A 24,852-nucleotide genomic window follows, 5' to 3' on the forward strand; every position below is an offset into this window, starting at 1 on the left:
AGGCCGCAGGCCCGGGCTCAGGCCACGTAGGTCGCCGCGTTCGCGGTGCTCACCACCTTCTCCCCGTCGGCCTGCGCCAGCAGCCCGGCGGCCACCCACGCGTCCACCACCGTCCGCACCCGTGTGACCAGCGCCGCCTTGGAGGCGAACGGCGCCGCCGCCCACACCTCGTCGAGCAGCGTGGTCCCGTCCGCCTTCGCGGGGTTGGCCACGCCGGAGTCGCTGTTGCCGAAGACCACCCGGGGTTCCGCGCGCCGCCAGTAGGCGTGCGTCGGGTCCTCGGTCCCCTCGTGGAAGGGGGCGAACTCGGTGCCGTTCAGGGTGTAGTGGAGGGACGTGCCGCTCACCGGTGTCAGGGTGGGAAGCAGATCGCCGGACAGGGCCGCGTTGGCGTAGAGCCCGAACTGCAGGTAGCTGGTCGAGGAGTTGCGGGCGACCAGGTTGACCGGGCCGTAGAAGAGGGTCTGCAACGACGGGTCGTCCAGGGCCTTCTCGACCCGCAGCCGGAAGGGCACGGTGACGCGCACGACGTCACCGGACTGCCAGGTGCGGGACACGGTGAAGTAGCTGCCGGCGACCGGGGTGCCGCTCACCGCGCTGCCGTTGACCGTCACCTGGAAGCCCGCGGTCGCCCAGGACGGCACCCGCAGCTTCAGCCCGAAGGCGGCGCTGCTCCCGCCGAAGGTGAGCGTCGTGCCCTGTTCCGCCGGGTAGTTCGTGGTCTGGGTGACCGTGACGCCCTTCTCCGCCCAGGTCAGCGTGGACGGGCTGTAGAGGTTGACGTACAGCGCGCTGCCGTCGGCGGCCTTGAAGTACACCGAGTCCTGGTACTTGGTGGCGCTCTCCATGCCGGTGCCCTCGCAGCAGGTGGTGCCCTGCTTGGGCGTGTAGTCGCGCACATGGCCGGGCGTGAGCCCGATGAAGTACGTGACGAGGGGCTTCTCGGCGTCGGCGGTGTCCTGCTTGGAGCCGAGGACCTGGTTGAGCAGGGCCCGCTCGTAGTAGTCCATGTAGGCCGGGGTCTGCTCGTGGAAGAACAGGGTCCGGCTCAGCTTCAGCAGGTTGTACGCGCAGCACGTCTCCGCGTTCGTGGCGCTGATCGTGCCCGCGACGACGTCCCGCGCCTTCCAGAACTCGCCGGTGCTGGTGCCGCCGATGCCGTACATGCGGTGCGGTACGACCATGCCCCAGAAGTTCTTCGCGGCGGTGAGGTAGCGCGTCTCGCCCGTCGCGTCGTACAGCCGGAGCAGGCCGGTGAAGATCGGGATGTGCTGGTTGGCGTGCAGCCCGTCGAGGGTGTCGGTGTTCGCGGCGCACGCGTCGATCAGCGAGTCGAGGTCGAACAGCCGGGCCAGCGCGAGGTGTTCGGCCTTCCCGGTGAGCGCGTACAGGTCGACGATCGCCTCGACGATGCCGCCGAACTCCCCGCTGGAGAACAGGCCCCACATGCGCTGCAGCGTCGCCTCGGGCAGCACCGACAGCCTCGAGTGCATCCAGTCGCCCATGCCCGAGGCGAGATCGAGGGCGCGGGCGTCGTCGGTGGCGAGGTAGGCGTCCAGCAGGCCACGCAGGATCTTGTGCGCCGTGTAGTACGGCGCCCAGACCTTGGTGTAGTCACTGCCGGTCATCGACTCGAGCAGGATGAACTGGGTCTCCGGGTACGCCGCCAGGAACCCGGGATGGCTCGGCCCGCCCCAGGTGCGCCGCAGGGTGGCGGTCAGGCCCCGGCCGGAGGCGTCCGAGAAGGTGCCGCCGCTCGTGGCCTGGAACCAGTACGAGGCGAGATCGCCGAGCCCCGGCGTCGAGAGCTTGGCCTCCTTGGTCTGCAGCGAGGTGATCTCGGCCTGGGTCAGCGCCCGCGACCAGACGTTGAACTCGTCGAAGGCCCCCGCGAACACCGGGTCGGACGCGTAGTTCGAGCGGCCGAGCCAGTTGTTGGTGAGGGTGCCGAGCGTCGCCGGGTTGAGGGTCATCGCGGTGTTCGTCGCGACGGCCGTGCCGTTGACGTACAGGGTGCCGGTGGTGCCCGAGATCGTCACCGCCAGGTGGCTCCACTGGTTCAGCGGCAGCGCGGCCGTGCCGTTGAGGCCCTGCTCGCCCCCCGGCCCGCCGGTGGTGATGGCGAACCGGGGCACACCGCTCGCGTTGCGCCCGGCCAGGTACATGTACCGGGTGGTGTTGTTGCCGAAGTCGAAGACCCGTCCCCAGTTGGCGTCGTGGGTGGGCTTGACCCAGACCGACAGGGTGATCGCCGAGGCGCCGCCGAGCACCGCGGCGGGCAGGTCGACGTACTGGTAGGAGCCGCGCACGTTCTCCAGGGCGCCGCCCCACTTGCCGGTGACGGCGAGCATCTTCGGGTCGGTGCGCAGGGCGGCGCGGACCTCGGTCAGCGCCCCGACCACGGTCGCGATCCGGTCGGCGAACACCTGCTCGCCGGTGGACGCGTACGCCTGGGCCAGCATCGTCAGGAAGTGCCCGGTGTAGTGGCCGCGCAGATTGCCGTTGGCCTCGCCGTCGAGCCCCTCCCAGCCGCCCGGCGCCACCGCGCCCAGCGTGGAGAGCCCGGCGTTGGCCCGGAAGACCTGGAGCAGCCGGTTGACGTCGTAGCCGCGGGCATGGTCGAGCATCAGCTTCCGCTTGGCGGCGAAGACGCCGGAGCCCAGCGCGACGTCCTTCAGCGCGAAGGGCTGGAGCGTCCAGGAGGCCGGGGGCGGAAGCGTGGCCGCCGAGGCCGCGGAGGCCACCGCGGCACCGGCCCCCGGAACGGCGGCGGCGAGGATCGCGCTCTGGAGAAGGGTCCGTCTGCTGAGGGGCGGTGCCATGTGCTGCTCCTCTGATCCACTGAGGTGTTCGATATCACGAACGATGTGCGGGGAGTCGACCAGACGTTAGAGGGGGGACGAGAGGGCGTCAACGGGTCGGACGGGACCGAAAGTTGTGGACGTTACTTGCGGGCCGCGCGGCCGATCGACTCCACCAGCGGCAGCAACCGGTGCGGCACCCGCTCCCGCAGCGCGACCTCCGTCCGGGTGCGGACCACGCCGGGCAGGCTGATCAGCTTCTGGATCACGTCCTCCAGATGGGCGTTGTCCCGCGCCACGACCCGGGTGAGCAGATCGCCGCCACCGGTGATCGAGAAGGCCTCGATGATCTCCGGGACGGCGGCCAGCGCGTCGCCCACGTCGTCGAGATGGCCCTGGGTGACCTCGATGTGCACGAACGCCAGGACCGGATGGCCGAGGGCGGCCGGGGAGAGGGACGGACCGGTGCCGGTGATCACGCCGTCCCGCTCCAGCCGGTCCAGACGGGCCTGGAGGGTGCCGCGCGCCACGCCGAGGACCCGGGCGTACTCCCGCACGCTGGTGCGCGGCTGTTCGAGCAGCAGCCGCAGGATGCGGGTGTCCAGCTCGTCGACGGCCATGGTGCCCGGCGCCTCCTCGTACATGGCTGATCGCCGCCGACTGTACCAACGCAGGTCGCAGGCCGCGGCACGGCCGCCGCTCGGCCGATCGGGTGCCGCGCGCGGGTCGCGCGAGTGTTTCGCGCGGTGGGGGTACATGCCCGCCCGGCCGGTGGCTAGGCATGGCCTGAACGCAGGTCCGGAGGGAGGCGGTCCGTGGAGGGTGAGCTCGGTGGTGCGGTCCGGAAGGCCGTGGACGCGGCCGACGCGCGGCTGCCGGTGTACGAGGGCGGTGGCGGGCTGCTGCGCAAGGCGTTCCCCCACCACTGGTCGTTCTTCCTCGGCGAGCTGGCGCTCTACAGCCTGATCGTGCTGGTGCTGACCGGCATCTGGCTGACCTTCTTCTTCAAGCCCGACATGCACGAGGTCGTCTACCACGGCGCGTACGTGCCCCTGCAGGGCGTCCGGATGTCCGCCGCCTTCGACTCCACCCTGCACATCAGCTTCGACGTGCGCGGCGGCATGCTCATCCGGCAGACGCACCACTGGGCGGCCCTCGTCTTCGTCGCCGCGATCGGTGTCCATCTGCTGCGGATCTTCTTCACCGGCGCCTTCCGCAGGCCGCGCGAGATGAACTGGGTCATCGGCGTCACCCTCCTCGTGCTCGCCCTGGCCGAGGGGTTCGCGGGCTACTCGCTCCCCGACGACCTGCTCTCCGGCACCGGACTGCGCATCGCGCAGGGCATCATGCTGTCGCTGCCGGTGGTGGGCACCTATGTGAGCATGTTCGCGTTCGGGGGCGAGTTCCCCGGGCAGGACATCGTGCCCCTGCTGTACAGCCTGCACATCCTGCTGCTGCCCGGCGCGCTGATCGGGCTGGTCACGGTCCACCTGATCCTCGTCTTCTCCCTCAAGCACACCCACTGGCGAGGCCCGGGAAGGACCGACAGGAACGCCGTCGGCAAACCGATGGTCCCCCAGTTCGCGGTGGGCTCGGCAGGCCTGTCCCTCATGGTCTTCGGCCTGCTCACCGTGCTCGGCGGACTCGCGCAGATCAACCCGGTCTGGGTGTACGGCCCCTACCGCCCGGACGTCGTGTCGACCGGCTCCCAGCCCGACTTCTACGTCGGGTTCCTGGAGGGCGCGCTGCGGCTCGTACCGCCCTGGGAGACCAACCTCGCCGGGTACACCCTGATGTGGAACGTGCTCCTGCCCGCCGTCGTCCTTCCCGGGCTCTTCTTCGTCGTCCTGTACCTCTACCCGTTCGTCGAGCAGCGGCTGACGGGGGAGGCGGAGCGGGAGCACCACCTGTGCGACCGGCCGCGCGAACGCCCCGTCCGCACCGGACTCGGCGTGGCCGGCATCGTCTTCTACGGAGTCCTGCTGCTGGCCGGCGGCAACGACATCATCGCCCAGACGTTCCGCGTCTCCGTGAACGTCCTCACCTGGATCCTGCGCGTCGCCCTCGTCGTGGGCCCGTTCCTGGCCTTCATGGTCACCCGGCGCCTGTGCCACGCCCTGCTGGCGTCGGAGCGGGAACGCCTGACCGAGGGCGAGGAGACCGGCGAGGTGCGTCAGTCCCTCACCGGGGGCTACGAGAGCGACCACAGGCCGGTGGACACGTTCCGGCCGGGCGCCCCCAGGACCCCGATCAGCCCTCCCGGCCGGAGTCCCGGGCGGCGTACTGGAACACCATTCCGAACACCCCGGCTCCCAGTACGCCGACGCCGATGAGGAACAGCCACAGCCCGTAGACCACGCCGGTCGCGGCGACCGCGAACCCGAAGGCGGTGACGATCGGCCAGCGGCTCTCCGGCGGGAAGAACTCCAGCGGCCCGGTGCCGTCGGCCACTTCCGCGTCGGGACGGTCCTGCGGACGCCGCCCCCTGCGCCGGTAGTTCATCGCGCAGAAGAACGAGATCACCGCGGCCATGAGCGCGGCGACGACCAGCGCCGCCGTACCGGCCGGATCCCAGTGCGACCAGATGCCGTAGAACACGGCTACGCCCGCGAAGAAGAGGGCGACACCGCCGAACAGCCACGCCTCAGTCCGCATGGGGCAAGTGCTCCTGTTTCCGCTGTTCGAGCGCCGGATGGTGCAGGTCGAAGGCCGGGGACTCCGAGCGCACCCGGGGCAGCGCCACGAAGTTGTGCCGGGGCGGCGGACAGGACGTCGCCCACTCCAGGCCCCGCCCGTAGCCCCAGGGGTCGTCCTCGCCGGCGCGCCGGCCGTGCCGGGCCGTGTGCCACACGTTGTAGAGGAAGGGAAGGGTGGAGACGCCGAGCAGGAAGGCCCCCACCGACGACACCGTGTTCAGCAGGGTGAAGCCGTCCGAGGCCAGGTAGTCGGCGTACCGGCGGGGCATGCCTTCCTCGCCCAGCCAGTGCTGCACGAAGAAGGTCAGCTGGAACGCCGGGAACAGCAGCCAGAAGTGCAGCTTGCCCAGCCGCTCGTCCAGCATCCGTCCGGTGAACTTGGGCCACCAGAAGTAGAACCCGGCGAACATCGCGAAGACGACCGTGCCGAACAGCACATAGTGCAGATGCGCCACGATGAAGTACGAGTCGGTGAGGTGGAAGTCCAGCGGCGGCGACGCGATGAGCACCCCGCTCAGCCCGCCCAGCAGGAACGACACCAGGAACCCCACCGCCCACAGCATGGGCGTCTCGAACGACAGCGAGCCCCGGTACATCGTGCCGGTCCACGCGAAGAACTTGATGCCCGTCGGCACCGCGATCAGGAACGACATCAGCGAGAAGAACGGCAGCAGCACCGCGCCCGTCGCGAACATGTGGTGCGCCCACACCACCGCCGACAGCATGGTGATCGCGATCGTCGCGCCGACCATCGGCAGATAGCCGAACAGCGGCTTGCGCGCGAACACCGGAATGATCTCCGAGATGATCCCGAAGAACGGCAGCGCCACGATGTACACCTCGGGATGCCCGAAGAACCAGAACAGGTGCTGCCAGAGGATCGCGCCGCCGTTCGCCGCGTCGAAGACGTGCGAGCCGAACTTCCGGTCCGACTCCAGCGCGAGCAGCGTCGCCGTGAGCACCGGGAACGCGGGCAGCACGAGGATCGACGTGAACAGCACGTTCCAGGTGAAGATCGGCATCCGGAACATCGTCAACCCCGGCGCGCGCAGACACATGATCGTGGCGATGAAGTTGACCGCGCCCAGCGTGGTCGACACACCGGTGACCACCAGCCCCATGGTCCACAGGTCACCGCCCGCGCCGGGGGAGTAGTACGAGCTGTTCAGCGGCGCGTACGCGAACCAGCCGAACGCCGCCGCACCACCCGGCACCACGAACCCGGAGACGACCATCAGCCCGCCGAACAGGTACATCCAGTACGACAACGCGTTCAGCCGGGGGAACGCCACGTCCGGCGCACCGATCTGCAACGGCATCACGGCGTTGGCGAAGCCGGCGAACATCGGCGTCGCGAACAGCAGCATCATCACCGTGCCATGGACGGTGAAGAGCTGGTTGTAGCCGTTCTCGCTGACGAACTGCAGCCCCGGCCGCGCGAGTTCGGCCCGCATCACGAGCGCCAGCAGCCCGCCGAAGAGGAAGAAGCAGAACGCCGTGACCATGTAGAGGCGGCCGATCACCTTGTGGTCGGTGGTGGTCGCCCAGCGCAGCAGCGTACGGCCGAAGGAGTGCGGGGAGGCGGCGCGGCCGGCTTCGTCGTCCACGCGCTCCGACAGCTCGGTCATCGTCCTCCTCCAGGGTTCCCGCGCCGACGCTACTGGCGCACCCCGCCCGATCCGGCCGCGCCACGCCTCCTGTCCGCCGTCAGGGGGGCCGGGTGGATCCCCGGGAGGGCGCGGACGCGGACGGCGTCCTACGAAGCGGCGGCGGGATGCGCCAGGGCGAGCGAGCCGTCCGGCGCGGGGGCGATCCGGACGCCCCCGCTGATCCGGTCCAGGGTCGTGCGCAGCCAGACGCGGTCCGCGTCCGGCGCGGGTTCCAGCCGCATGCGCCGGACCCGCAGGGGCACCATGCGCAGGCCCGCAAGCCGTCCCGTGTCCGCCGCGACCCGCACGAGGTAGGCGATCCGGAGGTCGTCGCGGAACTCCTCGTAGCCGGAGATGCCCTCGTAGTCGTCGACGAAGTCGCCGCAGCCGTGCAGCACCAGCCGGTCGCGGTAGACCTCGACGGGGCGGGGGTGGTGGGAGGAGTGCCCGTGGACGAGGTCGACCCCGCCGTCGACCAGGGCGCGGGCGAACCGGAGCTGGTCGCGGGGCACGCGGTAGCCCCAGTTGGAGCCCCAGTGCACGGACACGACCGCGAGGTCGCCCGCCTGTTTCGCCCGGCGCACGTGCCGGACCACCGCGGCGGCCGTCGTCGCCGACAGCTCGGGCAGGTAGGCCACACCGGACAGGGCCGGGGTCGCCGCCCAGTCCGGCGGTATGCCGCTGGACCGCGCCCCCAGGGCGAACACGAGCACCCGGCCGCCGCCCGGGACGGGCACCGCGGCGGGCGCGTACGCCTCGTCGGGCCCGCGTCCCGCCCCCGCCGTCCGAAGGCCCGCGCCGGCCAGCGCGTCGAGGGTCTCCTCCAGGCCCGGGCGGCCGAAGTCCAGCACGTGGTTGTTGGCCAGGACACAGACGTCGGGCCGGGCCACCGTGAGAGCGGGCAGGTTGGCCGGGTGCATCCGGTAGTGCACCGCCTTGCCCGGCGCGAACGCGTCGCAGCGCGTGACGGACGTCTCCAGGTTCACCACCCGGACGTCCGGGCCCGCCTCCTCCAGCACCCGCAGCGCCTCGCCCCACGGCCAGGAAGGCGCCACGGGGGCCGGGACCGGCCCGTTCACCGACTCCGCCAGCCGGACGTACTCCCGGGCGTCCGTGACCCAGTCCTCCCGCAGCCGAGGACTGCCCGGATGCGCGAGGACCTGATCGACGCCGCGCCCGAGCATCACATCGCCGCACAGGAACAGCGTCACCACACCGCCGCCCACGCCCCCACGGTAACGCCGATAAGGACACCGCCCGCCGGGTACGCGGGGGACCAGGGAGGTCGCGATGGAACTCGTCGAGGAGCGCGCCTACCGCTTCCGCATAGAACCCCGGGGACCGATGCGGGTGCCCGGAGTCGTCTACGCCTCCCGGGACCTGCTCGCCGACGCCGAGCAGTCGCTGGAGCAGGTCGTCAACGTGGCCACCCTGCCCGGCATCGTCGCCGCCTCGTACGCCATGCCGGACATCCACTGGGGCTACGGCTTCCCCATCGGGGGAGTGGCGGCGACCGACGTTAACGCCGGCGGCGTCGTCTCACCCGGCGGGGTCGGCTTCGACATCTCCTGCGGGGTACGGCTGCTGGCCGCCGACACCGACCACCGGGCCCTGCGGCCCGCGCTGCCCGCCGTCATGGACGGCCTGGACCGGGCGATCCCGCGCGGCGCCGGACCCGGCGGGGTCTGGCACCTCACCGGCCCCGGCCAGCTGGAGCGCATCCTGCGGGGCGGCTCCCGGTACGCCGTCGAGGAGGGGTACGGCGAGGAGCGCGACCTCCTGCGCTGCGAGGACGGCGGGGCGGTCGCCGACGCCGATGTCACGCAGGTCGGCGCACGCGCCCGGGAACGCGGCCTCGGACAGGTCGGCAGCCTGGGCTCGGCCAACCACTTCCTGGAGGTGCAGCGGGTCGCCGAGGTGTACGACGAGAAGGTCGCCGCCGCCTTCGGACTCGCCGTCGGCCAGGTGTGCGTGATGATCCACTGCGGTTCGCGCGGCCTGGGCCACCAGATCTGCACCGACCACGTCCGGGCGATGGACCGCGCGATGACCCGCTACGGCATCTCCGTGCCCGACCGGCAGCTCGCCTGCACCCCCGTGCACTCACCGGAGGGGCAGGCCTACCTCGGCGCGATGGCCGCCGCCGCCAACTACGGCCGAGCGAACCGCCAGTTGCTGTCCGACGCGGCCCGCCGGGTCTTCCGCCGCGCCACCGGGGCCCGGCTGTCCCTGGTGTACGACGTGTCCCACAACCTGGCCAAGACCGAGACCCACCCGGTCGACGGCCGGCCCCGCACCCTGTGCGTGCACCGCAAGGGCGCCACCCGCGCCTTCCCGCCCGGGCATCCCGAGCTCCCCGAGGACCTGCGGGATTCCGGCCAGCCGGTGCTGATCCCGGGCACCATGGGCACGGCCTCCTATGTACTCACCGGGGTGCCCGGCGGCGGCGCGTTCTTCTCCACCTGCCACGGAGCGGGCCGGGTGATGAGCCGTCACCGGGCCGCACGGGTCGTCACCGGCAAGGACCTGCGGGCCCGGCTGGAGGCGGAGGGCATCGCCGTACGGCCCCGCTCGCTGCGCGGCCTGTCCGAGGAGACCCCGGAGGCCTACAAGGACGTCGGCGAGGTGGTGGCGGTGAGCAGCCGCGCGGGGCTCTGCCGCACGGTGGCCCGGCTGGTGCCCCTGGGGGTGGTCAAGGGCTGACTCGTGAGGGTGGTCAAGGGCTGACTCGGAACACATCGCCTCACGCGTCGACGCACATCGCCTCAGACGGCGACTCGCCTCACACGTCCACGGTCACCGCACACGACCACCCGTACGGATCCGGCCCCATGCGCAGCTCGTGCCACGCCACGGCCTTCGGCACCGCCCCGACGATCTCCACGTCCGTCAGCCCGGCGACCGCCAGCCGCACGTCCACCCCGTCGTCCGTGGCCTCCGCCTCCAGGTCGACGGGCACCTGCCCGTGCACCTCCAGCCGGTAGACGACCTCGTCCAGCAGCGCGGTCAGCAGATCGTCGTCGGCGGCGTCGGCGAGCTGGATCCGCTCCACGGCGGTGGGCCGCACCGCCGTGACGTCGGCGAAGCACTCCACCATCCCCAGGGCCGCCTCCACCAGACAGCGCTCGCGGCTCGTGCCCCAGGCGTCGATGCGGATGTCGGCGGTGTGCGGCACCCTCCGGTGGCCGCTCTCGCCCTGCCGCCGTGCCTGCCGGTCGTCGTCCATGTCGCCGACCATGCCCGCCACCACCAGTCCCGGCCCGGCGCGTCCGGCCCGGGCGTCCGATCCGTCGTGTCGCCCCTACGGGTACCCCGGTTGGCCGGCGCCAGTCTGGATACCCGGAAACCGTGCCGGCGCCGAGGGGGTACGAGCGGCGCCCCGGCACCGTCCCGAGGAAGAAGATGACGGCGATGATCTCCCAGTTGGTCCGCGTGCCCGTCGACGGCGCGGCGCTCACGGGTGACCTCCTCGTGCCGACGCCCGCCCGGGCCCTGGTGCTGTTCGCGCACGGCAGCGGCAGCTCCCGGCACAGCCCGCGCAACCGCATGGTCGCCGCCGAACTGCGCACCGCCGGGCTGGGCACCCTGCTGATCGACCTGCTCACCGAGATCGAGGAACGCGAGGACGCGGAGACGGGGGTGCACCGCTTCGACATACCGCTGCTGGGCCGCCGCGTGGTCGCTGTCGTCGACTGGCTGGCGGCGCAGCACGACACCCGGGCGCTCCCCGTCGTCCTGTTCGGCGCCAGCACCGGCGCGGCAGCGGCCCTGGTGGCCGCCGCCGAACGGCCGGACCGGGTGCTGACCGTGATCTCCCGTGGCGGGCGGCCCGACCTGGCGGAGGGCGCCCTGGCCGGCGTACGGGCGCCGGTGCTGCTCGTCGTGGGCGGCCGGGACCTGGAGGTCCTGAGCCTGAACGAGGAGGCGGCCCGGCGGCTGCGGGTGCCGTACTCCCTCCACGTGGTCCCCGGCGCCACCCATCTGTTCGAGGAGCCGGGGGCGCTGGAGCAGGTGGCCGGGGCGGCGAAGGAGTGGTGCGACGACCGGCTGACGCCGGCCTGACCCGAGGTGGAGGGGCTGACCGGAAGGAGTGGCGGTCGCCATGCAGTTCCGTGACCGCACACAGGCCGGACGCGAGCTGGCCGGAGTGCTGCGGACCCGGCAGGAGAGGGGCGAGCTGCCGGATCCCGTCGTCCTCGCCCTGCCCCGGGGCGGCGTCGCCGTGGCCCAGGAGGTCGCCCGTGCGCTCGGCGCCCCGCTCGACGTGCTCGTCGTACGGAAGATCGGCGCGCCCTTCCAGCCGGAGCTCGGCGTCGGCGCGCTCGTCGGCGACGCCGACCCGCTCCTCGACGAGGACACGCTGAGCAGACTGGGCCTCACGAGGGACGACCTCGCCGCGGTGGTGAAACGCGAGCGCGCCGAGCTCCAGCGCCGCGAGCGGCTCTACCGCGAGGGCCGACCCGCTCCCGACCTGCGGGGACGCACCGCGATCGTGGTGGACGACGGGCTCGCGACCGGGGCCACCGCCCGCGCCGCGCTGCGCTCCCTGCACAGCGCGGCGCCCCACCGCTCCGTCCTGGCCGTACCGGTCGGTTCCCCGGAGGCGGTGAGCCTGCTGCGGTCCGAGGCGGACGAGGTGATCTGCCTGTACCAGCCGGCCGCCTTCATGGCCGTGGGCCTCTGGTACGACGACTTCGAGCAGCTCACCGACGCCGATGTGCTGCGGGCGCTGCACACGGCCGCGGAAGGCTGAGGCGGCGCGTCCGGTGGTCCGTTGGCACTCCACCGGCTGACCGGGGAGGGCTGTCGCTGGACCATTGGCCCAGTGATTTCGAGGGTTGTTGAACCATCTGCCGTGCGGATGTTCCTATGGACGGGTCGATGGCGCTGCGGATCCCCGCGGCGCCTTTTTCGTACGGGCTTCCGGCAGGGGTGGGAAAGCAGTGCTGAAGAGGGTGTTCACGGCTCCGGACCCGGGGCGCACGCGGTTGCGCTTCGCCGCCCGGGCCGTCCTGGGCATCGGCCTGGCCGGCGTGGTGTGCGGCCTCGCCGGTCACTCCCTCGCCGGGACCGTCACCGGTGGGCTCGCGGCGCTGCTCGCGCTGTTCACCGTCACCGACGCGACGGTCCGGGGCCAGGCGGTCACCACCGCGCTGCTGCCCGCCGTCGGCCTGCCCGTCCTCGCCGCGGCGGCCGTCCTGCACGACCACCCCGTGGCCCGCGACCTCACCTTCCTCGCCGTCATCGGCGCGGGCGTGTACGCCCGCCGCTGGGGGCCGCGCGGGCACAGCCTGGGCGTGTTCGCGTTCATGATGTTCTTCGTCGCCCAGTTCCTGCACGCGACGACCGGTCGGCTCCTCGAGCTGTACGCCTCCGTCACGCTGTCCCTGCTGACCGCGGCGGCGGTGCGCTTCGGCGCGTGGTGCTACGAGCGCAGGCTGCCCCCGGCGCCGGTGCCCGCCCCGCCGGGCGGCCGCGGTCTGGCCCGGGTCACCACCCGCCAGGCCGTCCAGGCCACGGCCGGCGCGGGCTTCGCCCTCGTCGTGGGCCAGCTGGTCTCCGGGCAGCGCTGGTACTGGGCCGTCGGCGCCACCTGGTGGATCTTCGTCAACACCGCCTCCCGCGGGGAGACCCTGGTCCGCGGCTTCCGACGGGTCCTCGGCACGGTGATCGGCATCGGACTCGGCCTGCTGGTCGCGGTCCCCGTCGACGGCGCACCCGCCCCCACGGCCGCCCTGCTCGCCGTCTCCGTCTTCGGCATCTTCTACACGGCCGCAGTCTCCTACACCTGGATGATGCTCTGGGTGACCCTCCTCGCCGAGCTCCTCTACGGCCTCCTCGGCGTGCTCACCCCCGGGCTGCTGGCGCTGCGGCTCGCGGAGACCGGCGTGGGGGCGCTCGGCGCGGCGCTGGCCGTGCTGTTCGTCCTGCCGGTCACCACCCACACCATCACCGACGCCTGGATCCAGCGCGCCCTGCGCTGTGTGCACGCCTGCACCGCCGAGGCCGCCGCGCGCCTCGCGGGCGACCCGGCCGCCGACCCCGCGGCGCGCGTCGCCGAGCTCGAGCAGCTCCTCGGCCGGGTCCGGCTCGCCGTCGCCCCGCTCGTGCATCCGCTGAACCCGATGCTCGGCCGCAAGCGGCGCGCCCGCCGGGTCCTGGCCCTGCTGGACGCCTGCGCCCGCGAGAGCCGCGGCCTGGTCGCCGTCGCCGCCGACCCCGAGGCCTCCCACGACGCCCGCCTGGCCGCGGCCTGCTGGCGTGTCCAGGCGGCCGTGGAGGCCCTGACCGACGGCGGGTCCACCGCCGCCCTCGCCGACCGCCCGCCGGTCACCGAGCCCGCGCTGGCCCACCTGCACGGCCTGGAGCGCGCCCTGACGGAACTGGCCCAGCCGCTGCGGACACCTTCGGGGTCGCCGTTGGTGGGAGCGTGACGTCTGCCGTGACGTTTCGGCGCGGGTCTGGTCTAGACCGGTGCTGATCAACTGCTACCGTCACCCCGGACAGCAGCGACCGAGAGGGGACAGCGGTGGCAGACCTCGGCGGACGGATTCGGCGGGCGTTCATCGGTTCGTTCACGGCGGCCGGAGGGCCCGGGATCGTGACGGCCGCCGTGGACCCGGACAGCGGCGCGCTCACCCCCCTGAGCAGCCTGAACGGCCTTCCCGACCCCTCCTGGCTGGCCCTGTCGGCCACCGGCGACACGCTGTACGCGGTCAGTGAGACGGCCGACGGGGCCGTGGCCGCGTACCACGTGACGGGCGACGTACCGGAGGCGGCCGGCCCGCCCGTGGCCATCGACGGCAGCGGTCCCACCCACCTCGCGGTGTTCGACGGGCACGTCCTGACCGCCAACTACGGCTCCGGCAGCGTCACCGCGATCCCGGTCCGCGCGGACGGCGGCCTCGCCCGGATCGCCTCCGGGGTCCTGCACCACACCGGCTCCGGCCCGCACACCCGGCGCCAGCAGGGGCCGCACGCCCATCAGGTGCAGCCAGACCCCAGCGGGCGCTGGGCGGTCAGCGTGGACCTCGGGACGGACTCGGTGCGGGTCTGCGCCCTGCGCGACGGCGTCCCGCTCCTGCACCGCGAACACGCGCTGCGGCCCGGCTCCGGCCCGCGCCACCTCGCCTTCCACCCGAACGGCTCGTACGCGTACGTCGTCAACGAACTCACCCCGACCGTCACCGTCTGCCGCTGGGACGCCCTGGACGGCTCCCTGAAGCCCCTGGCGGAGGCCTCGGTCCTGCCCGGCGCGCCCGAGGGGGACGCCTACCCCTCGGGCATCGCCGTCGCCCCCGACGGCCGGTTCGTGTGGACCGCCACCCGCGGCGAGGACGTGCTCTCCGTGTTCGCCGTGGAGGGGGAGGGCGACGCGCTCCGGCTGACCGCCACCGTCCCCTGCGCGGGCCACTGGCCCCGAGCCCTGACCGTCTCCCCCTCCGGCACCGTCCTCTACGTCGCGAACGAACGCTCCGGCGACATCACCTGGTTCACCATCGACCCCACCACAGGCCACCCCCACCCCACCGGCACCCTCCCGATCCCGGCCGCGTCCTGCGTGATCCTCGGCTGACACGAGCCGCCCGGGGGCAGGCAGCCCTTCTGGTCTCGGGCAGGGCCTCGGCACCGCGAAGGGCCCGCTCCTCGGCAGGAGCGGGCCCTTCGTGTCGTACGGCGTCCTTGCGGCCGGTCGGTCTAGCGGACCGGTGCGCCCTGCGGCTGCTGGGGGGCGATGCCCAGGGCGGTCGTGTACTTGGCCAGCGCGAGCTTGCCGATCGCGGGGTAGGGGCCGAGGGCCTCGGCGGCGGCGCAGCCCGCTTCCTTGGCGGCCTCCTCGATCAGCGCGGCGTCGATCTCCGGGCCGATCAGGTACGGCGCGAGGGCCAGCTGCTGCGAGCCGGAGGAGCGCAGCTGCTCGGCCACGGAGGAGATGGAGCCCTCCTGGTCGAGCGCCGCGGCCATCACCGGCACGGCCAGTCGCGCGGCGAGCAGCATGCCGGTGATTCCGGCGGCCTGCACGGCCTCCTCGCCGCCCACGGAGGCCAAGATGATGCCGTCCGCGGCGGTCGCCACGGTGAACAGGCGGGCGCGGTCCGCGCGGGCCAGTCCGGCCTCCGACAGCCGCACGTGCAGCGCTTCGGCGAGCAGCGGGTGCGGGCCGAGGACATCGGTCAGGTCGGCGGCGACCCGGCTCTCCATGACGGCCTGACGCAGCTGGCGCAGCAGCGCGCTGTCCGGACCGGCGAGCAGCGGCACGACCACGGCGACCGGGCCGTCGGGCTCCTTGACGTCGAGACCGGCGGCGCGCGCCTGCTCGTAGCGGGCGGTGCGCTCCTCGGCGGCGTGCGCGAGAACGGACTGCAGGGCGGGGAACTCGGCGTCGTCCCCGTCCAGATACCCGATGCGCGCGTCGAGGCCGGGGAGCTCGGAGCGGGCGATGCTCACGATCTCCTCGGCGAGGCCGCGGGTGGCGGCGCTCGGCGTGCCCGGCACCGCGAGAACGAGCGCGGGCGCGCCCTCGGGAGCCGCCAACGGCTCGGGTCGACGGTGCCGCCCGGGCTGGCGGGGGCGCGGCATTCGTACTGGCAGGCCGGACGCGGGCCCAGTGGGGGAGCTCATGGCGCCGCATGTTACTTGTTTCCTGGGCTTGCCTGTTCGGGGAGGGTGCAGGTGAGCGGTATCCGTCCGGTTTTGTCTGATGAGTTACGTACGGATCAGAAGTGATCAGCGTGTTTTCCGGGCGACTTGCCCTCGAAGAGAGCAATCCCTCTTTTGGGGCATGGTGTACGACTCGTTCCGTACGTTTCATTCCGTACGGACCCTACGCACGGTGCACCACCGACAGGAGCGCCCCGTCGGCCGGCAGGGCGAGACGGCCCATCGCCAGACCGGCGGCGATCCGCACCGCGCCGTGCAGCGGATCCCCCTCGGGGTCCACCCGCCGCGCCCGCGGCAGCCGCCCCGCCAACTCCTCCGCCAGCGGTACGAGAAGGTGGTCGCCCAGCTTCGCCAGGCCCCCGGTGAGGGCGAACGGGGGCTCTCCGCCCACCGGGCAGACGGCGGCGGCCGACTCGGCGATATGTCGTGCCGCCGTCCGCAGGATGCCCGAGGCCACCGGGTCGTCCTCCGCGCACGCGGCCACCTCGGGCGCGAAGGAGGCGAGGACGGCGGCCCGGTCCGGCCGCGGATAGAGCGCCCCCGGCAGGCCGGGCATCGGCCCGAACCGCGCCTCGGCGCACACCAGAAGCCGGGCCGAGCCACCGGGCCGCCCGTCGTACGCGCGCAGCGCAGCCTCCAGCCCCGCCCGTCCGATCCAGGCGCCGCCCCCGCAGTCGCCCAGCAGATGGCCCCAGCCGTCGGCCCGCTGCCACCCCGTCAGATCCGTGCCGATCGCGATCAGACCCGTACCGGCGGCGACCACGGCACCCGCCCGCGCGCCGAGCGCGCCGACGAACGCGGTCACGGCGTCGGCGGCGAGCGCGCTCGTCCCGACGCCGAACTCCCGTGCCAGGGCGTCCGGAAGCTCGGCCCGCAGCGCGTCGCCGAGGGTGCTCAGCCCGGCCGCGCCCACGACCGCCGTGGTCAGCCGCGCGACCCCCGTCTGCACCGTCAACGCCCGCACCATCGGTACCAGTTGGTCCATCAGATGCCCGGGATCGATACCCCGGTCACCGGTCCGCACCGGCACCCGCGAGGACCGCTCGGCCAACGCGCCCCGTCCGGCGGTGCCCACGGCGACCCGCAGTCCGGAGCCTCCCGAGTCCACGGCGAGGATGCCGTGGTCGCGCTCCGGATCCGCGGGGACCGTCACGGCAGGCGCCAGTCCACCGGCTGGCCGCCCTGCCGGATCAGCAGGTCGTTGGCCCTGCTGAACGGCCGCGAACCGAAGAAGCCCCGGTCCGCCGACATGGGGGAGGGGTGCGCGGACTCCACCGAGGGCAGATCGCCCAGCAGCGGACGCAGGTTGCGGGCGTCCCGGCCCCACAGGATGGACACCAGCGGCTTCCCGCGCGCCGCCAGCGCCCGTATCGCCTGCTCGGTGACCTCCTCCCAGCCCTTGCCCCGGTGCGCGGCCGGCTTGCGCGGGGCCGTGGTGAGGGCCCTGTTGAGCAGCAGCACGCCCTGCTGCGTCCACGGCGTCAGATCGCCGTTGGAGGGCTGGGAAACGCCCAGGTCGGTGTTCAGCTCCCGGTAGATGTTGATCAGGCTGCCGGGCAGCGGGCGTACGTCCGGCGCGACGGAGAACGACAGTCCCACCGCGTGTCCGGGGGTGGGGTAGGGATCCTGTCCGACGATCAGGACGCGGACGTCGTCGAAGGGCTGTTGGAAGGCCCGGAGAACGTTCTGCCCGGCCGGGAGATAGGTGCGTCCCGCGGCGATCTCCGCGCGCAGGAAGTCACCCATCTCGGCGATCCGTCCGGCGACGGGTTCCAGGGCTTTCGCCCAGCCCGGTTCGACGATTTCATGCAAGGGTCGTGGTGCCACGGGCGTCACCCTACTGCCGTACGCACGGCAGTGATCAACCGGTGGCCAACGCCCTGTTGTCCCCCCACCGGGCTCATCCGATCACCGCTGCCCGTACACAGAGCACGTCCGGCAGGTGGGAGGCCAGCTGCTGCCAGCTGTCGCCGTCGTCCGCCGAGGCGAACACCTCGCCGTTGCGGTTGCCGAAGTACACGCCCGCCGGGTCCGCGTCGTCCGTGCTCAACGCGTCACGCAGCACCGTGCCGTAGTGGTCCTCCTCCGGCAGGCCCGCCGTCAGAGGCTCCCAGCTCTTGCCCGCGTCCGCCGTGCGGAAGACCCGGCACCGGTGGTCGGCGGGGACCCGGTCCGCGTCGGCGTTGATCGGGAAGACGTACGCCGTGTCCCCGCGCGTGGGGTGCGCGGCGGCCGCGAAGCCGAAGGTGGACGGCAGGCCCGCGCCGATGTCCGTCCAGTGCCGGCCCGCGTCGTCGCTGCGGTACACACCCCAGTGGTTCTGCAGGTAGAGGCGGTCCGGGGTGGCCGCGTCCTGCGCGATCTTGTGCACGCACTGGCCGAACTCCGGGTGCGGATCCGGCAGGAACACCGCGGACACACCGGAGTTGGAGGGCTCCCAGCTCGCCCCGCCGTCGGTCGTGCGGAACACGCCGGCCGTGGAGACCGCCACCGTCACCGACTTGGGGTCGCGCTTGTCGGTGAGGACGGTGTGCAGGCCCTCACCGCCGCCGCCCGGCACCCACTTCGAGCGCGTGGGGTGCTCCCACAGCGGGCGGACCAGCTCGAAGGTCTCCCCACGGTCCTCGGAGCGGTACAGCGCCGCCGGTTCCGTCCCCGCGTAGACCACGTCGCTTTCGGCCGCCGCCGGGTGCAGCTGCCACACCCGCTCCAGCGAAGCCTCCGTGTCCTGCGGGAACTTGACGGCGGGTTTGGCCGGTTCGGTCCAGGTGCGGCCGAGGTCGTCGGAGTGGAACACCGACGGGCCCCAGTGCGCGCTGTCACCGCCCGCCAGCAGCCTCGGGCGCTCGCCCCGGGTGTCGATGGCGACCGAATAGATCGCCTGTGCGTTGAAGTAGGGGGATTCGTCGAACTCCCATGCGCTGCCGCGCCGGCGCCCGATGAACAGGCCTTTGCGCGTGCCCACGGCGAGCAGTACCTCGGTCATGCCGGTCTCCTCCGCTGTGTCCTCGACCTCTTTGTCCCAGACACCGGCCAGTCTGCACCCCGCCACTGACAGTCACCTCCGGGAGGGCCGTCACCGCAGGTCACAGCGGTCGCGCCGCACCGGACCGCATGGCGTCGGCCACTTTCGGACGGACGCCTGCGCGGGCGGCGGAACGCGTGGGACCGTCGGGACGAGGGACTGCCCCTGAGCATCCGGACCGCCCGCCCCGTATGGGAGGGCGGTCCAAGGATGTTCGTGCGCTCATGAGGAGGAAGCCTTCGATGGCGTTCCGTGGTCCGAAGGTGTGGCTGTGGCGCTGGCGGCGCAACCCGCTCAAGCGTCGCGCCGACACGGTGGAGGCCTGGGTCGTGCTCGGTGCCTGGATGCTGACCGTCCTCGTCGGGGTTCTGGCGGGATGGGGGGCCGCCGGGTCCGTCGAGCACGGGCTGGCCAGAGAACGCGTCGAGTGGCGCCCCCTCGTGGCCCGGCTGACGGAACCGGCGCCCGGGAAGGCCGCCGGGCAGTCCGGCTCCTCCAGCGCCGACCAGGTCTGGGCGAAGGTCGGCTGGACCGGCCCGGACGGCTCCGCCCACACCGGGCAGGTCAGGGTCGCGACCGGCAGCCCCAGCGGCACACCGGTCACCGTCTGGACGGACCGCCGGGGCCGCCTGGTCACCGAGCCCGCCACGCCCGCCCAGGCCAGACTCCGTGCCACCCTGGTCGGCGGCCTCGCGGGGCTGGCCGCGGCCGCGCTCCCCTTCGCCGGCGGCCGCCTCCTGCGCGGCCGCCTGGAACACCGCCGCGTCGAACAGTGGGACGCCGACTGGGCCCGCTTCGACACCCTCTGGGGCCGCCCAACAGGCTGACCGCCCCCGCCCCGCTGAACGACCTGACGAGCCGCTCCGCTCCCCGAGGGGCGCGGGCCGGACTCCAACGGGCCCGCAGCACCGGCCGACGGCCCCCGTCCGCCCCCGGACCTGCTGAAGGACCTGACGAGCCGGTGCGTTCCCCGAGGGGCCGGTCCGCTTCCCGGGGGCGCCGACCGGCCGCCAACGGGTTGGTGCACCTGCCGACGGCCCCCGTCCGCCCCCGACCTGCTGAACGACCTGACGAGCCGGTGCGCTCCCCGAGGGGCGCGGGCCGGACTCCAACGGGCCGCAGCACCGGCCGACGGCCCTCGTCCGCCCCCGGACCTGCTGAACGACCTGACGAGCCGGTCCGCTCCCCGAGGGGCGCGGGCCGGACTCCAACGGGCCGCAGCACCGGCCGACGGCCCTCGTCCGCCCCCGGACCTGCTGAACGACCTGACGTGCCGGTCCGCTCCCCGAGGGTGCCGGTCGGCCGCCAACGGGTCGGTGCGCCGGCCGACGGCCCGGTCCGCCCGCCGACGGAAGGTTCGACCTCCCCGGTGACCCGGACGACGGCACAGGTGGCAGCCGTCCGCTCCGGGTGCGAGGAGGACGTCATCCGGCGCGGCGCGGGCAGGGCGGGGCGCGCGGCACCGCCGAGCCGCGCCAGGGTCCGGGCGGCTTGTGCCCGGCGCCGCTGACAGGGGACACCGGTCAGTTCACGGCGGGAAGGCTTCTTTCCAGGATTCCGCCGACGTCGGCCCCGTCGGGGAGCGTGCCGAAGGCGTACCCCCAGTCGCCGCCGAGCCGGGTCGCGCAGAAGGCGTCCGCGACCGCGGGCGGGGCGTGCCGGACGAGGAGGGAGGCCTGGAGGGTGAGGGCCATCCGCTCCACCAGCCGGCGGGCCCCGGAGGGTGTGGCCGCGCCCAGTTCGGACCTCAGCCGTGCGACGGCCGCGTCCAGCCGGGCGTCCGCCCCCCGCGCCAGGGCGAGTTCACCGAACAGGGCGTCCGCCGTCTCCGGTTCGCGTGTCAACGCCCGTAGGACGTCGAGGGCGTTGACGTTGCCCGAGCCCTCCCAGATGGACAGCAGGGGCGCCTCGCGGTAGTGCCGGGGCATACCGGAGTCCTCCACGTAACCATTGCCGCCCAGGCATTCCAGCGCCTCCGCGGTGAACGCCGGACCCCGCTTGGTCACCCAGTACTTGCCGACGGCCGTGGCGATCCGCCGGAAGGCCTGCTCGGTCCCCCGGCCGTCGTCCCCGCGCACCGCCCGGTCGGCGGCCCCGGCCAGCCGCAGCGTCAGCGTGGTCGCGGCCTCCGACTCCAGCGCCAGGTCGGCCAGGACGTTGCGCATCAGCGGCTGGTCCAGCAGCCGCGCGCCGAACGCGCTGCGGTGCCGTGCGTGATGTCCCGCCTCGATGAGCGTCTTGCGCATCAGCGACGCCGACATCATCACGCAGTCCAGGCGGGTGCAGTTGACCATCTCGATGATGGTCTTCACCCCCTGCCCCTCGGGTCCGACCAGCCAGGCCACGGTCCCGTCGAACTCGGGCTCGGAGGAGGCGTTGGAGCGGTTGCCCAGCTTGTCCTTCAGCCGCTGGACACGGAACGTGTTGCGGGTCCCGTCCGGCAGCACGCGCGGCACGAGGAAGCAGGACAGCCCGCCGGGAGCCTGCGCCAGCACCAGGAACAGGTCGCACATCGGCGCCGACGTGAACCACTTGTGCCCGCGCAGGGTGTACAGACCCGGCTCGGCCGTGGGGGAGGCCGCCGTGGTGTTCGTCCGGACGTCGGAGCCGCCCTGCTTCTCGGTCATCCCCATGCCGGCCAGCAGCCCGCGCTTCTCCGTGGGCACCCGCAGCCCCGGGTCGTACTCCCGGCCGGTCAGCAGGGGCTCGTACACCTTCGCGAGCTCCGGCTGCCGGCGCAGGGCGGGGACGGCCGCGTACGTCATCGAGGTCGGGCAGCCGTGCCCGGCCTCGGTGTGCCCCCACACGAGGCCGCCCGCCGTGCGGGCGACGTGCGCCCCGGGCCGGTCGTCGGCCCAGGGCGCACCGGCCAGGCCCTCCGCGACGGCCACCCGCATCAGCGCGTGCCAGCTCGGGTGGAAGTCGACCTCGTCGACACGGTGGCCGTACCGGTCGTGCGTGCGCAGCACGGGCTCGTGCCGGTTGGCCAGCTCCCCCCACTCCTGTGCCTCCACCCCGCCGGCCCGCAGCCCGAGCCGCCGTACGTCCGGCTCCGCCCATCCGGCGCCCTCCCGGCGCAGCCCCTCCAGCAGGGCGGTGTCGTCGGAGGCGTCGTAGGGGGACAGCGGCGGCGGCTGATTGGCCACTTCGTGCGTGGCGTACGGAGGGGTCTGCGCGGGTGTCGAGGTCATGCGAGCCATGTTGCACTTTTCCTTCGGTCGCATCAATAGTGCAACATCATGGGCGACGTACAGTACGTGTCCATGCGGATGAACGTCTCGGCGGAACCCGGAGGGGTCGATCTGCGCCCGCTGTCCGCCCGGTCGGTGGTGCTGAGCCTGCTGCTGGGGGCGCACCCGCCCGAACTGCCCGCGCGGGACCTGGTGCGCGGCGTGGAGCCCTTCGGGGTGGGCGGATCGACCGTGCGGGCCGCGCTCAGCAGGATGGTGGCCGCCGGTGATCTGCGGCGCACGGACACGGTCTACCGGCTCAGCGACCGGCTGCTGGAGCGCCAACGCCGGCAGGACGACGCCGTCAGTCCCGACACGCGCGCGTGGGAGGGCGACTGGGAGATGGCCGTGATCACCGCGACCGGCCGTGGTCCCGCCGAACGCGCCGACCTGCGCACCCGGTTGACCGCCCTCAGGCTTGCCGAACTCCGCGAGGGCGTCTGGCTGCGCCCTGCCAACCTGGGCCGCCCCTGGCCCCCGGACCTCGACCAGGTCGTCCAGCGCTTCACCACCCGGCCCGCGGTGCCCGCCGCCGAGCTGGCCGCGGGCCTGTGGCCGCTCGACGCCTGGGCGGACACGGCGAGGGCCCTGCTGGCCCACGTGGAGCGCTCACCCGGGCCGGCCGCGCTCTTCACGGCCCTGGCCGCCGTCGTACGGCACCTGCTGGCCGACCCGGTGCTGCCGCCCGCGCTGCTGCCCGCCGACTGGCCGGGCCCGGTGCTGCGGACCGCCTACGAGCACCACCGCCGCACGCTCGCCGGGATGGCCCTCGGCACCCGGGCATAGGAGCGGCGGCCGTGCGAAGCGCCGTGCGGGGGCGCTTCGTACGGCCGCCTTCACCGTGGGGGGCGACGGTGTGCGGGAGGGCTACTTGTAGGTGATGTCGGCCGCCGTGTAGTTGCAGTACGTGCCGTCGGCGCTGGTGCCGTTGGTGGTCGGCTCCGCACCCGTGTTGTTCCCGATGTACTTCTGGCACGGGATGATCTTCTTGCTGCTGTCGCCGACCACGGTGATGGCGCGCAGCGCCACGCTGTCGCCGTAGTTGGTGTTGATACCGGCGATCCGGCCGCCCGGGTAGGTGACCTCGATGGTGTTCAGGATGATCGTCCGCTTGTACTGCGTCTTGCAGTTGCCGCAGGACCGGACGAAGGTGCCGAAGTTCTGCACGGCGAACTTGGAGACGACCAGCTTGCCCGCGCCGTTGAACTGGAACACCTTGTCGCTGGCGGACTTCGCGCCCCCGCCGTAGACGGTGTAGACGCTCGACGAGGAGGTGCCCTTGAAGGTGGCGGCGTCCTCGCCGACGTCCTCCCACCACACGTTCTGCAGGGTGCAGCTGCCCTTGCAGTGGACGCCGTCCGCGGCCGGGGCGCCGATGATGACGTTCTTCAGGACGGCGCCGTCGGCCAGCTCCAGGATCGGCCCCTGGTCCTCGTCCTGGCTGCCGCTGCCCAGGTCGCCGGTGCCGTAGAGGCGGATCATCCCGTAGTCCTTGGTGCCGGAGACCGGGATGGTGGAGGAGACGGCCTGGCTGCCGGTGGCGGTGGGCCAGGTGGCGGCGTTCGCGGGCGAGGCGCCCAATGTCGTGATCATGCCAACCGAGAGGCCGAGGGCGGCCAGTATGCCGGTCAGCGCGCGCACGAAGGTGCGCGGACGTACCGAAGAAGTCATGTCCCGATTCCTTCTTCCTCGTTGGGGGGTGGTCAGAGCTTTCCGGCGCCCGCGCCGGACGTCACCGAGGCGACGACCGTCGAAGCGGGCTCGGCGGTGTAGCTGTAGGGCGGCCTGGTGAAGGTCCCCACCTGTGACACCTCGGTCGCGGCTCCGCCGAGGTCGTTGCCGGTGAGGTTGGCGTAGCCGTCCACGTCGCTGTCCCGGCTGGTGGTCACGGCGACCACGGTCGAGCGGAAGACGTTGTTCTCGACCAGCATCTGGGCGCCCATGCGCGAGTGGACGGCCGTCTCGGCGCCGATGACGTAGTTGTCGTAGAAGTGCCCGGTGCCGAAGCGCAGGCTGGGGATGCGCGAGTAGACGTTGCTGAACAGGTTGTGGTGGTACGTCACCCTCAAGTGCCCGGTGTCCTCGCTCGCGTTGTTGTCGCTGTGACCGACGAGTGAGCCCTTGAAATGGTCCTTGAAGGTGTTCCAGGACACCGTCACGTAGTCCGAGGCGTGGTTGATGTCCAGCAGACCGTCGTAGTGGTCCTTGTCGTGATCGCGGTCCGCCGAGAAGGAGTTGTGGTCGATCCACACCTTGGTCGAGGCCTGGACCTCGATGCCGTCGGCCGGCTTCAGCGGCTTGCTGATGTTCAGATTGCGGATGACGACGTTCGTCACCTTCTTCAGCCGCAGCCCGCCGCCGGTGAACCCGGACGACGAACCGACGCCCAGGACGGTCGTGTTGGAGCCGATGTCGACCTGACCGCTCAGCGAGATCAGGCCGTTGACCTTCACGACCTTCGAAGTGCTGCCGGTCACCGCCGCCTTGAAGGCGTCCAGAGTCGAGACGGTGACCGCCGTGGCGCTTCCGCCGCCGGTCGTCCCGGCGCCGAACCCGACCGGTGAGGTGTCGGCCGCACCGGCCGGCTGGGGGAGGGCGAGCACCGCCGTCGCGGCGAGAGCGGCGGCCGCCGCGACGAGAGTGGACCTTTGCGCCTGTGTACGTGGGGGGCCTGTGCGCATGCGGATGCGTCCCTTCAGGAAAGTGGGGAGAACGCATGTATGGACATTGTTCTTGTATGTGAACCATGGAATGCCGGTAGTGCGGCCTTTTGGGGATCTTGCGGAGCGG

Annotated in this window: 21 protein-coding genes; 8 read left to right on the forward strand and 13 right to left on the reverse strand. The window is 72.7% G+C overall.

From position 1 onward, the window contains the following. Window positions 1-17: 17 nt before the first annotated feature. Window positions 18-2,822 carry a beta-L-arabinofuranosidase domain-containing protein gene (locus ACIRF9_RS26505; protein WP_403827045.1) on the reverse strand — a complete coding sequence of 935 codons (2,805 nt, stop codon included), beginning with the start codon at window positions 2,820-2,822 and terminating at the stop codon, window positions 18-20. Between the two features lie 122 nt (window positions 2,823-2,944). Beyond that, complete coding sequence (locus ACIRF9_RS26510) at window positions 2,945-3,421, reverse strand: Lrp/AsnC family transcriptional regulator (RefSeq protein WP_403827047.1); 477 nt, start codon at window positions 3,419-3,421, stop codon at window positions 2,945-2,947. A 195-nt stretch (window positions 3,422-3,616) separates the two neighbouring features. On the opposite strand from ACIRF9_RS26510, the gene ACIRF9_RS26515 reads away from it, so the two are divergent. After that, on the forward strand, window positions 3,617-5,134 hold the full coding sequence (locus ACIRF9_RS26515; RefSeq protein WP_403827049.1) for a cytochrome bc complex cytochrome b subunit: 1,518 nt from the start codon (window positions 3,617-3,619) through the stop codon (window positions 5,132-5,134). Here ACIRF9_RS26515 and ACIRF9_RS26520 read toward each other — a convergent pair. The 3 genes from ACIRF9_RS26520 to ACIRF9_RS26530 all read right to left on the reverse strand — a co-directional run bounded on the left by ACIRF9_RS26520 (window position 5,052) and on the right by ACIRF9_RS26530 (window position 8,372). Beyond that, window positions 5,052-5,456: a cytochrome c oxidase subunit 4 gene (locus ACIRF9_RS26520; protein ID WP_403827051.1), complete on the reverse strand. Its 405-nt coding sequence runs from the start codon at window positions 5,454-5,456 to the stop codon at window positions 5,052-5,054. The genes ACIRF9_RS26515 and ACIRF9_RS26520 overlap by 83 nt on opposite strands. Then, window positions 5,446-7,125 (reverse strand): cytochrome c oxidase subunit I, encoded by a 1,680-nt coding sequence (ctaD, locus tag ACIRF9_RS26525; RefSeq protein ID WP_403827053.1) that lies wholly within the window; start codon window positions 7,123-7,125, stop codon window positions 5,446-5,448. The genes ACIRF9_RS26520 and ctaD overlap by 11 nt, the downstream gene beginning before the upstream one ends. A gap of 128 nt (window positions 7,126-7,253) precedes the next feature. Continuing rightward, the gene (locus ACIRF9_RS26530; RefSeq protein WP_403827055.1) at window positions 7,254-8,372 is read right to left on the reverse strand and encodes a CapA family protein; all 1,119 of its coding nucleotides are present in this window, start codon (window positions 8,370-8,372) and stop codon (window positions 7,254-7,256) included. Window positions 8,373-8,436: 64 nt separating this feature from the next. On the opposite strand from ACIRF9_RS26530, the gene ACIRF9_RS26535 reads away from it, so the two are divergent. Continuing rightward, entirely contained in the window at window positions 8,437-9,849 is a 1,413-nt protein-coding gene (locus ACIRF9_RS26535; RefSeq protein ID WP_403827057.1) for an RtcB family protein, read from the forward strand. Between the two features lie 79 nt (window positions 9,850-9,928). Here the strand turns inward: ACIRF9_RS26535 and ACIRF9_RS26540 are convergent, their stop codons facing one another. Next, entirely contained in the window at window positions 9,929-10,384 is a 456-nt protein-coding gene (locus ACIRF9_RS26540; protein WP_403827058.1) for an archease, read from the reverse strand. Window positions 10,385-10,557: 173 nt separating this feature from the next. Here ACIRF9_RS26540 and ACIRF9_RS26545 point away from each other — a divergent pair, with 173 nt between their 5' ends. The 4 genes from ACIRF9_RS26545 (at window position 10,558) to ACIRF9_RS26560 (ending at window position 14,722) form a co-directional block, all read left to right on the forward strand. Then, complete coding sequence (locus ACIRF9_RS26545) at window positions 10,558-11,208, forward strand: dienelactone hydrolase family protein (protein ID WP_403827155.1); 651 nt, start codon at window positions 10,558-10,560, stop codon at window positions 11,206-11,208. Between the two features lie 40 nt (window positions 11,209-11,248). Then, window positions 11,249-11,899, forward strand: coding sequence for a phosphoribosyltransferase (locus tag ACIRF9_RS26550; RefSeq protein WP_403827060.1), 651 nt, complete (start codon window positions 11,249-11,251; stop codon window positions 11,897-11,899). Between the two features lie 190 nt (window positions 11,900-12,089). Further along, entirely contained in the window at window positions 12,090-13,580 is a 1,491-nt protein-coding gene (locus ACIRF9_RS26555; protein ID WP_403827062.1) for an FUSC family protein, read from the forward strand. Between the two features lie 95 nt (window positions 13,581-13,675). Continuing rightward, on the forward strand, window positions 13,676-14,722 hold the full coding sequence (locus ACIRF9_RS26560) for a lactonase family protein (RefSeq protein ID WP_403827064.1): 1,047 nt from the start codon (window positions 13,676-13,678) through the stop codon (window positions 14,720-14,722). 122 nt (window positions 14,723-14,844) lie between these two features. Here ACIRF9_RS26560 and ACIRF9_RS26565 read toward each other — a convergent pair whose 3' ends face one another. The 4 genes from ACIRF9_RS26565 to ACIRF9_RS26580 all read right to left on the reverse strand — a co-directional run bounded on the left by ACIRF9_RS26565 (window position 14,845) and on the right by ACIRF9_RS26580 (window position 18,859). Next, window positions 14,845-15,768, reverse strand: coding sequence for a sirohydrochlorin chelatase (locus tag ACIRF9_RS26565; RefSeq protein WP_403827066.1), 924 nt, complete (start codon window positions 15,766-15,768; stop codon window positions 14,845-14,847). Window positions 15,769-15,970: 202 nt separating this feature from the next. Then, window positions 15,971-16,960 (reverse strand): N-acetylglucosamine kinase, encoded by a 990-nt coding sequence (locus ACIRF9_RS26570; RefSeq protein WP_403827068.1) that lies wholly within the window; start codon window positions 16,958-16,960, stop codon window positions 15,971-15,973. Then, entirely contained in the window at window positions 16,957-17,634 is a 678-nt protein-coding gene (locus ACIRF9_RS26575) for a uracil-DNA glycosylase (protein ID WP_403827070.1), read from the reverse strand. The genes ACIRF9_RS26570 and ACIRF9_RS26575 overlap by 4 nt, the downstream gene beginning before the upstream one ends. Window positions 17,635-17,707: 73 nt before the next feature. Beyond that, a complete protein-coding gene (locus ACIRF9_RS26580) occupies window positions 17,708-18,859 on the reverse strand; it encodes a WD40/YVTN/BNR-like repeat-containing protein (protein WP_403827072.1) in 1,152 nt (383 codons plus the stop codon). Between the two features lie 215 nt (window positions 18,860-19,074). Here ACIRF9_RS26580 and ACIRF9_RS26585 point away from each other — a divergent pair, with 215 nt between their 5' ends. Then, window positions 19,075-19,659: a hypothetical protein gene (locus ACIRF9_RS26585; protein WP_403827074.1), complete on the forward strand. Its 585-nt coding sequence runs from the start codon at window positions 19,075-19,077 to the stop codon at window positions 19,657-19,659. A 696-nt stretch (window positions 19,660-20,355) separates the two neighbouring features. Here ACIRF9_RS26585 and ACIRF9_RS26590 read toward each other — a convergent pair. After that, window positions 20,356-22,023 carry an acyl-CoA dehydrogenase family protein gene (locus ACIRF9_RS26590; RefSeq protein WP_403827076.1) on the reverse strand — a complete coding sequence of 556 codons (1,668 nt, stop codon included), beginning with the start codon at window positions 22,021-22,023 and terminating at the stop codon, window positions 20,356-20,358. 72 nt (window positions 22,024-22,095) lie between these two features. Between ACIRF9_RS26590 and ACIRF9_RS26595 the strand changes: the two genes are divergently transcribed. Beyond that, complete coding sequence (locus ACIRF9_RS26595; protein WP_403827157.1) at window positions 22,096-22,848, forward strand: PaaX family transcriptional regulator C-terminal domain-containing protein; 753 nt, start codon at window positions 22,096-22,098, stop codon at window positions 22,846-22,848. An 81-nt stretch (window positions 22,849-22,929) separates the two neighbouring features. Here the strand turns inward: ACIRF9_RS26595 and ACIRF9_RS26600 are convergent, their stop codons facing one another. Then, entirely contained in the window at window positions 22,930-23,733 is an 804-nt protein-coding gene (locus ACIRF9_RS26600; RefSeq protein ID WP_403827078.1) for a pectate lyase, read from the reverse strand. Between the two features lie 32 nt (window positions 23,734-23,765). After that, complete coding sequence (locus tag ACIRF9_RS26605) at window positions 23,766-24,743, reverse strand: polysaccharide lyase family 1 protein (protein WP_403827080.1); 978 nt, start codon at window positions 24,741-24,743, stop codon at window positions 23,766-23,768. Window positions 24,744-24,852: the final 109 nt, after the last annotated feature.

Origin of the sequence: Streptomyces sp. NPDC096132 (assembly GCF_044763345.1) — a bacterium.
GTDB lineage: Bacteria > Actinomycetota > Actinomycetes > Streptomycetales > Streptomycetaceae > Streptomyces.

Coding starts and splice junctions, on each gene's coding strand:
- ACIRF9_RS26605 (WP_403827080.1), bottom strand. CDS start 24,743: ATGCGCACAGGCCCCCCACGTACACAGGCGCAAAGGTCCACTCTCGTC.
- ACIRF9_RS26585 (WP_403827074.1), top strand. CDS start 19,075: ATGGCGTTCCGTGGTCCGAAGGTGTGGCTGTGGCGCTGGCGGCGCAAC.
- ACIRF9_RS26545 (WP_403827155.1), top strand. CDS start 10,558: ATGATCTCCCAGTTGGTCCGCGTGCCCGTCGACGGCGCGGCGCTCACG.
- ACIRF9_RS26600 (WP_403827078.1), bottom strand. CDS start 23,733: ATGACTTCTTCGGTACGTCCGCGCACCTTCGTGCGCGCGCTGACCGGC.
- ctaD (WP_403827053.1), bottom strand. CDS start 7,125: ATGACCGAGCTGTCGGAGCGCGTGGACGACGAAGCCGGCCGCGCCGCC.
- ACIRF9_RS26565 (WP_403827066.1), bottom strand. CDS start 15,768: ATGAGCTCCCCCACTGGGCCCGCGTCCGGCCTGCCAGTACGAATGCCG.
- ACIRF9_RS26505 (WP_403827045.1), bottom strand. CDS start 2,822: ATGGCACCGCCCCTCAGCAGACGGACCCTTCTCCAGAGCGCGATCCTC.
- ACIRF9_RS26550 (WP_403827060.1), top strand. CDS start 11,249: ATGCAGTTCCGTGACCGCACACAGGCCGGACGCGAGCTGGCCGGAGTG.
- ACIRF9_RS26510 (WP_403827047.1), bottom strand. CDS start 3,421: ATGGCCGTCGACGAGCTGGACACCCGCATCCTGCGGCTGCTGCTCGAA.
- ACIRF9_RS26540 (WP_403827058.1), bottom strand. CDS start 10,384: ATGGTCGGCGACATGGACGACGACCGGCAGGCACGGCGGCAGGGCGAG.
- ACIRF9_RS26520 (WP_403827051.1), bottom strand. CDS start 5,456: ATGCGGACTGAGGCGTGGCTGTTCGGCGGTGTCGCCCTCTTCTTCGCG.
- ACIRF9_RS26595 (WP_403827157.1), top strand. CDS start 22,096: ATGCGGATGAACGTCTCGGCGGAACCCGGAGGGGTCGATCTGCGCCCG.
- ACIRF9_RS26590 (WP_403827076.1), bottom strand. CDS start 22,023: ATGACCTCGACACCCGCGCAGACCCCTCCGTACGCCACGCACGAAGTG.
- ACIRF9_RS26535 (WP_403827057.1), top strand. CDS start 8,437: ATGGAACTCGTCGAGGAGCGCGCCTACCGCTTCCGCATAGAACCCCGG.